Genomic DNA, 5,783 nt, shown 5'->3' with positions numbered 1-5,783 from the left:
CTGTGACTCTCCCCACCCGCCCTTGACCGGCCAAATAAGGCATACCTAACGTCGAAGGCATGGCCCCTCACGACACCCCCGAGCCCGCCCCCGCCGCCGGCCGGCCCGAGCTGGTCGACTTCGCCGTCGACCTCACCTCCATGGAGGTGCACCGCCGGGCCCAGGTGCTGGCCGCGCTCGGCCCCGACTGGGACCCCGTCGAGGTCCTGCTCGGCGAGGAGGCCGCGTACGACCTGCTGTACTCCGGCCTCGACGCCGAGCAGCAGCGCCGCTACGACGAGCTCGTCGCGGCCGGTGTGCTGCCGGCCCGGGGAGACGGCCGTGCTGCCCCTTGACCCGCAGGCCGACCCCGGCCGCCGGGCCTGGGTGGACTGCCCGAACTGCGACGACGCCCGCGGCTGCGAGCCCTGCACGCAGCAGCGGCACTGCTCCACCCACTGGCGCTACCTGCTGACCACCACGGGCAGCCAGCTCCACCTCCAGTGTGCCGGCTGCACCCACGTCTGGGTCCACGAGAGCGGCTTCGGAGCCACCCGCTCCGTCTGGGACCGCCTGAGGCCCTGACGGTCAGGAGGTGAGGGGGGCCGGGGCCGGGGTGCCGTAGAACGTGAGCTGGGGCCAGCCGTGGGCCTGGGCGACCTTGTTGAGGGCGTTCGCGAGCTCGATCGGGGGGATGACGTACGCGGCCGGGGCGTCCATCACCGAGACGCTGAAGGTGAGCGTGATGCCGCCGTAGCCGTCCGGCACCGTGCCCACGGCCTTGAACTCGGTCCCCTGGGGGAACGCCGGCCCGCTCTGCGCGGCCTGCGCCGTGGCGGTCCGCCCGGCGGCGGCCGGGGCTGCCTCGGCGGTCTCCGCCGAGGCGAGCACCGCACCGGCCGCGGCCGTTCCCGAATAGCCCAGCAGCGCGCGCCGCGATATGCCCGACGCCTCCGGCGTGCCTGACGTGCCTGACGTACCTGACGTGCCTGACATCCCTGACATGGTTGCCTCCGTGAGGTCGATCGGGCCGTGGGGGGCTCGGCGGGTCAGGGAAACGTATCCGCCGCTCGGCGCGGCGGGCGGTTGTCTTCTGCACAGTGTGCGGAGCGGCGCGGTTTCGCCCGCCACAGTGGCCCGGCCGGGGCGGCCCGGGGCGGCCCGGGGGCCGGTCTCAGGAGGACAGACCGCCGAAGGCGAATTCGTTGCCGTCCGGGTCGCGGTAGGTGACCTTGTGCATCCCTTCGGGGTAGCGCTCCCGCATCGCCGGCTCCAGGCCCCGCCCGGCGATCCTGGCCACCCGGTCGTCGAGGTCCCCGACGACGACGGTCTGCATCGCGCGTCCTGCCCGGTCGGGCCGGACGGCGATGTACACGTACCGGTGCTCCCCGAGCTCCCACACGGCCTCGGTGTCGTTGGGGAAGAACGCCGGCGCGTCGCCGAGCAGCCGTTCGTACCAGGCCAGCGCCGACGCGTAGTCGCTGACCGGGATGCCCGCGAAGAGGTCCAGTGCCATGGTGACCATGGTGTCACCGAGGGCCCGGCGGCGCCGGTAGCGGCCGAGGTGGGCGTGGCCGGTGGACGCGGCCCGGACCGGACCGGCGGTGCGGGGCCCGCGGCGAACGCGCCGCGGGCCCCGCACCGTTGGGCGTCGTACCGGTCAGTGGTCGCCGTGGTGTCCGTGGTGGCGGCGGTGGTCACCGCGGTGGCCCCACGTCATGGTGTCGACCACCCGCCCGTGGTTGTCGCGGAGGGTGGCCGTGTCGCGGTCGTCCCAGATCTGCTGACGGCGGTTCATGAAGACGTCGTCCTGGCCGTCGCGGCCCATGCCCGTGTGGACGCGGACGGTGGACCGGCCCGCGAGACGGAAGTCGTCGAAGCGGTAGCGGTTGCCGTCCCGGTCGGTGAGGGTGAAGCCCAGCATGCGGACGCCGTGCCGGCCGGTGTTCTTGATCTCGACCCACTCCCTGTTCAGGGCGCGGTTGCCGCGGCCGCGGATGTCGTACTGGACCTCGCCGATGACGAGCGAGGAGTGCGAGCCGCGGTGGTCCCGACCCTGCCCGTGGTCATGGTCGTGGTCGTCGGCGACGGCCGGCAGGGCCGCCGCGCCGATCAGCGTGCCGGCGGCGAGGAACAGGGCGACCGAGCGACGGGTGGCGAGAGAAGCAGACATGGAGATGACCCCTTCAACGCGGTGAGCGCCCCCGGCGTCGTGCCGGGAACGCTCACACTCTGGACCTCGCGCACCACGCCATGCCGTCACGGCGGGGCGTGTTGCGCAATACAGATATATGCGTAAAAGTCGCACCTTTTGCTGCGGCTGCGGCTGCGGCTGCGGCTGTGGCTGCGGTTGCGGCTGCCGCGACCAACGCCAGGCGCACGGACGGCCGGTGGGGGACCGCTACGCCTTCGCCACCGCTTCCAGCGGCCCCAGGGCCGCCGCCCGCCGGGCCGGGACAGCCGCCGCGGCCGCGCCGACGGCCGGCGACAGCACGCAGACCAGCAGCAGCGTCCCCCACGGCACGGCGAGCGCGTACTGCCCCACCGCGCCACTGGCGAGCGACCCCACCGCCCAGGCACCGAACAGCCCGCCGGCCAGTCCCAGCAGCGTGCCGAAGGCGGAGATCAGCACCGACTCCAGCAGCACCGTCCGGCGGACCCCGGCCCGGTCCATGCCCAGGGCCCGCAGCACACCGATCTCCCGGGTGCGCTCCGACACCGACATGGCCAGGGTGTTCACGATGCCGAGGGCGGCGACCGCGACGCCGACGCAGAGCAGCCCGTACATCAGCGTCAGCAGGTCACCGACGGTGCCGGCGGCCTCCCGGACGATCTGCCCGCGGTCCTGCACCGCCAGCAGCGGATTGCCGCCCACGGCCGCGCGCAGCCGCTGCTGCACGGCCGGGGAGACGGTCCCCCCGTCGGTACGCACCAGGACCCGCTGGACGGACCCGGGCAGGAAGCCGTGCTGCTGCACCTCGGCCCGCAGGCCGAGGGCGTCCTGCGCGGTCGGATTGTCCCGGTAGACGCCGACGACCGTGTACGGCGTGAACTCCTGCCCCGTGCCGATGCGTCCGTTCGTACGACCGCCCGTACCCACGCCCAGTTCCCGGGCCAGGGTCTCGGACAGGGCGATCCGGCCCGGCCCCAGGTCCTTCACGGAGCCGCTGACGAAGTCCAGCTCCATCACCGAGCCCACGGTCGCCGGGTCGACGCCCGAGATCCTCCGGCCCCCGCCGCCCACGAACAGCGAAGCGTCCGCGACCGCGTGCACGCCGCGCACCCCCGCCGTGCCCGCCACCCGCTCCACGGCGGCCGGGTCGATGCCCTCGTTGCTGTCCCCGGTCCGGATCACGTACTCCGCACCGAGACCGGCCGCGGCCTGACGGTCGAGCGCCTGGGCGGTGGAATGGCCGACGACGGCGAGCCCGGCGACCAGCGCCGTGCTGATCATCAGGGCCGAGGCGGTGGCCGCGGTGCGCCGCGGATCGCGCAGGGCGTTGTCCCGGGCCAGCCGGCCGGCGATCCCGAACCGGGCGGTCAGCCGTCCGGCCAGCCGGATCACGGGACCGGCGAGCAGCGGCGCCAGCAGGATCAGCGCGGCGCCGAGGAGGGCGCAGCCGAGCAGTGCCTCCTGCAGGTGCGCCTCGGAGGCGTCCTTCGCGCCCGTCAGCCGGACCAGCAGCCCGGCGCCGAGGGCGAGCAGCGCCGCCCCCGCCGCGCCACGGATCCGGGTGCGGGCCCTGGAGGGACCCTGCCCCGCCGCGCGCAGGGCCTCGACGGGGGCGATCCGCGCCGCCCGGCGCGCCGGCAGCCAGGCCGCGAGCAGGGTGACGCCCACGCCCACGCCGAGCGCGGCGAGCACCGCGTCCGGCCCGATCACCAGCGGTCCGTCGGGCAGGGGGTTGCCCTCCGTGCTCAGCAGCCGGGGCAGGACGGCGGCGATCCCGAGGCCGAGCACGAAGCCGGCCGCCGATGCGACGAGGCCGGTCAGGGCGGCCTCCAGCAGCACGGAGCGGACCACCTGACGGCGCGAGGCACCGATCGCGCGCAGCAACGCGATCTCCCGGGTGCGCCGCGTGACGAGCATCGTGAAGGTGTTGACGATCAGGAAGGAGCCGATGAACAGCGAGACCCCCGCGAAGACCATCGGCAGCTTGGTGTGACCCCGGGTCAGCGTGTCGGTGAGGGTGGCCTGCTGGGCCGCCTGGGCGGCGCCGGTCGCCACCTCGGCACGGTCGGCCGGCAGGAGCGCGCCCACCCGCCGGGCCAGGTCCACCGGGTCGGTGCCCGGCGCGGCCGACAGGTCGATGGCGGTGTACCGGCCGGGGGAGGCGAAGAGCTGCTGGGCCGTCGCCCTGTCGAACAGGGCGAGGGTGCCGCCCGCCCGGACCCGCGCGTCCCGGGTGTCGACGATGCCCACGAGCCGCTTCCTCAGCACCGGCCCGTCGGTGGCCAGCACGACCGTGTCACCGATGCGGAACCCGCCGGCGGCCGCGGTACGCCGGTCCACCACCAGCTCGTCGCCCCCCACCGGCGCCCGGCCCTCGACCAGCGGATGGCGCCGGTCCTTGCCGTCGGGGCCGGGCACGTACGCTCCGGCCTGCTTCGACCAGCGGTGACCGGAGCCGAGCGGGGTGCCGTCCTCGGCCGCCAGGGTGGCGGAGCCGTCGGCGGACGGGCGTACGGCGGCCACGCCCGGTACGCCGGCCAGCCTGCGGACGAGGGTGTCGTCGAGCCCGGGGGCCGAGGGGGTACTTGCGGGGCTTGCGGGCGGTGGGTTCTTCGGGGTGACGGTGAGGGCGACGTCCGCGAAGTCCTGGGACACCGCGGCACGGTAGGCGGCCGCCGAGGACTCGGCGAAGACGAGGGTGCCGGAGACGAAGGCGACACCGAGACAGACGGCCAGGACGGTCATGGACAGGCGGGCCTTGTGCGCGAGGACGGTGCGCAGGGCTGTTCGCAGCATGAAGGGGCTTTCGGGGAAGGGAAGCGTGCAGGGGGCGGGGAAGGCTGACCGGTCAGGGCCCGGGGCGGCGGGTCAGCGGCCGCCGGTGCCGGGCTCGGCCCGGGCCTCGAACCGCAGCATCCGGTCGAGCACGGCGTCGGCGGTCGGCGCGGGGAGGTCGTCGACGATCCGGCCGTCGGCCAGGAACACCGCCCGGTCGGCGTGTCCGGCGGCGACCGGGTCGTGGGTGACCATGACCACGGTCCGGCCCAGCTCCCGTACCGAGTCGCGCAGGAAGCCGAGGATCTCGGCGCCGGACCGGGAGTCGAGGTTGCCGGTGGGCTCGTCGGCGAACACGATCTCGGGCCGCGGGACCAGGGCCCGGGCCACGGCGACGCGCTGCTGCTGGCCGCCGGAGAGTTCGGCGGGCCGGTGGCCGAGCCGGTCGCCGAGCCCGACGGTGGCGACCACCGTGTCCAGCCAGGCCGGGTCGGGCTTGCGGCCGGCGAGCCGCAGCGGGAGCGTGATGTTCTCCAGCGCCGTGAGCGTGGGCAGCAGGTTGAAGCCCTGGAAGACGAAGCCCACCTTGTCCCGCCGCAGGGCGGTGAGCTTCTGTTCCGACAGCGTGGACAGCTCCGTCCCACCGATCCGGGCCGATCCTGAGGTCACCCGGTCCAGGCCGGCCATGCAGTGCATCAGCGTGGACTTGCCGGACCCGGACGGGCCCATGACGGCGGTGAACCGGCCCCGGCCGAACTCGACCGACACCCCGTCCAGCGCGGTGACCCGCATCTCGCCCTTCCCGTAGACCTTGGTCAGGTCCGTCGCCCGGGCGGCCGGCGGGGAGGGCTGGGGG

Annotated in this window: 7 protein-coding genes; 2 read left to right on the top strand and 5 right to left on the bottom strand. The window is 74.8% G+C overall.

Annotation, left to right across the window (positions count from 1 at the left end; all coding sequences use genetic code 11):
* Positions 1 to 59: 59 nt before the first annotated feature.
* Together EF918_RS31595 and EF918_RS31590 are read left to right on the top strand one after the other, a co-directional pair.
* Positions 60 to 335 carry a DUF6400 family protein gene (locus EF918_RS31595; RefSeq protein ID WP_125652352.1) on the top strand — a complete coding sequence of 92 codons (276 nt, stop codon included), beginning with the start codon at positions 60 to 62 and terminating at the stop codon, positions 333 to 335.
* A complete protein-coding gene (locus EF918_RS31590; RefSeq protein WP_125652351.1) occupies positions 322 to 564 on the top strand; it encodes a hypothetical protein in 243 nt (80 codons plus the stop codon). Before EF918_RS31595 ends, EF918_RS31590 begins: the two co-directional genes overlap by 14 nt.
* 3 nt (positions 565 to 567) lie before the next feature.
* Here the strand turns inward: EF918_RS31590 and EF918_RS31585 are convergent, their stop codons facing one another.
* From EF918_RS31585 to EF918_RS31565, 5 genes are all read right to left on the bottom strand, one after another.
* Positions 568 to 975 carry a hypothetical protein gene (locus tag EF918_RS31585; protein WP_125652350.1) on the bottom strand — a complete coding sequence of 136 codons (408 nt, stop codon included), beginning with the start codon at positions 973 to 975 and terminating at the stop codon, positions 568 to 570.
* A 178-nt stretch (positions 976 to 1,153) separates the two neighbouring features.
* The gene (locus tag EF918_RS31580) at positions 1,154 to 1,495 is read right to left on the bottom strand and encodes a VOC family protein (protein ID WP_125652349.1); all 342 of its coding nucleotides are present in this window, start codon (positions 1,493 to 1,495) and stop codon (positions 1,154 to 1,156) included.
* 144 nt (positions 1,496 to 1,639) lie between these two features.
* Complete coding sequence (locus tag EF918_RS31575; RefSeq protein WP_125652348.1) at positions 1,640 to 2,152, bottom strand: lamin tail domain-containing protein; 513 nt, start codon at positions 2,150 to 2,152, stop codon at positions 1,640 to 1,642.
* Between the two features lie 228 nt (positions 2,153 to 2,380).
* Positions 2,381 to 4,948 (bottom strand): ABC transporter permease, encoded by a 2,568-nt coding sequence (locus EF918_RS31570; RefSeq protein WP_125652347.1) that lies wholly within the window; start codon positions 4,946 to 4,948, stop codon positions 2,381 to 2,383.
* A 72-nt stretch (positions 4,949 to 5,020) separates the two neighbouring features.
* Positions 5,021 to 5,783: ABC transporter ATP-binding protein (locus tag EF918_RS31565; RefSeq protein WP_148141293.1), on the bottom strand; the 763-nt coding region annotated here is incomplete at its 5' end.

This window comes from Streptomyces sp. WAC06614 (assembly GCF_003949795.1).
Taxonomy (GTDB): domain Bacteria; phylum Actinomycetota; class Actinomycetes; order Streptomycetales; family Streptomycetaceae; genus Streptomyces.
The sequence above is the reverse complement of the archived record's forward strand: the minus strand, read 5'-3'. Positions and strand labels throughout refer to the sequence as shown.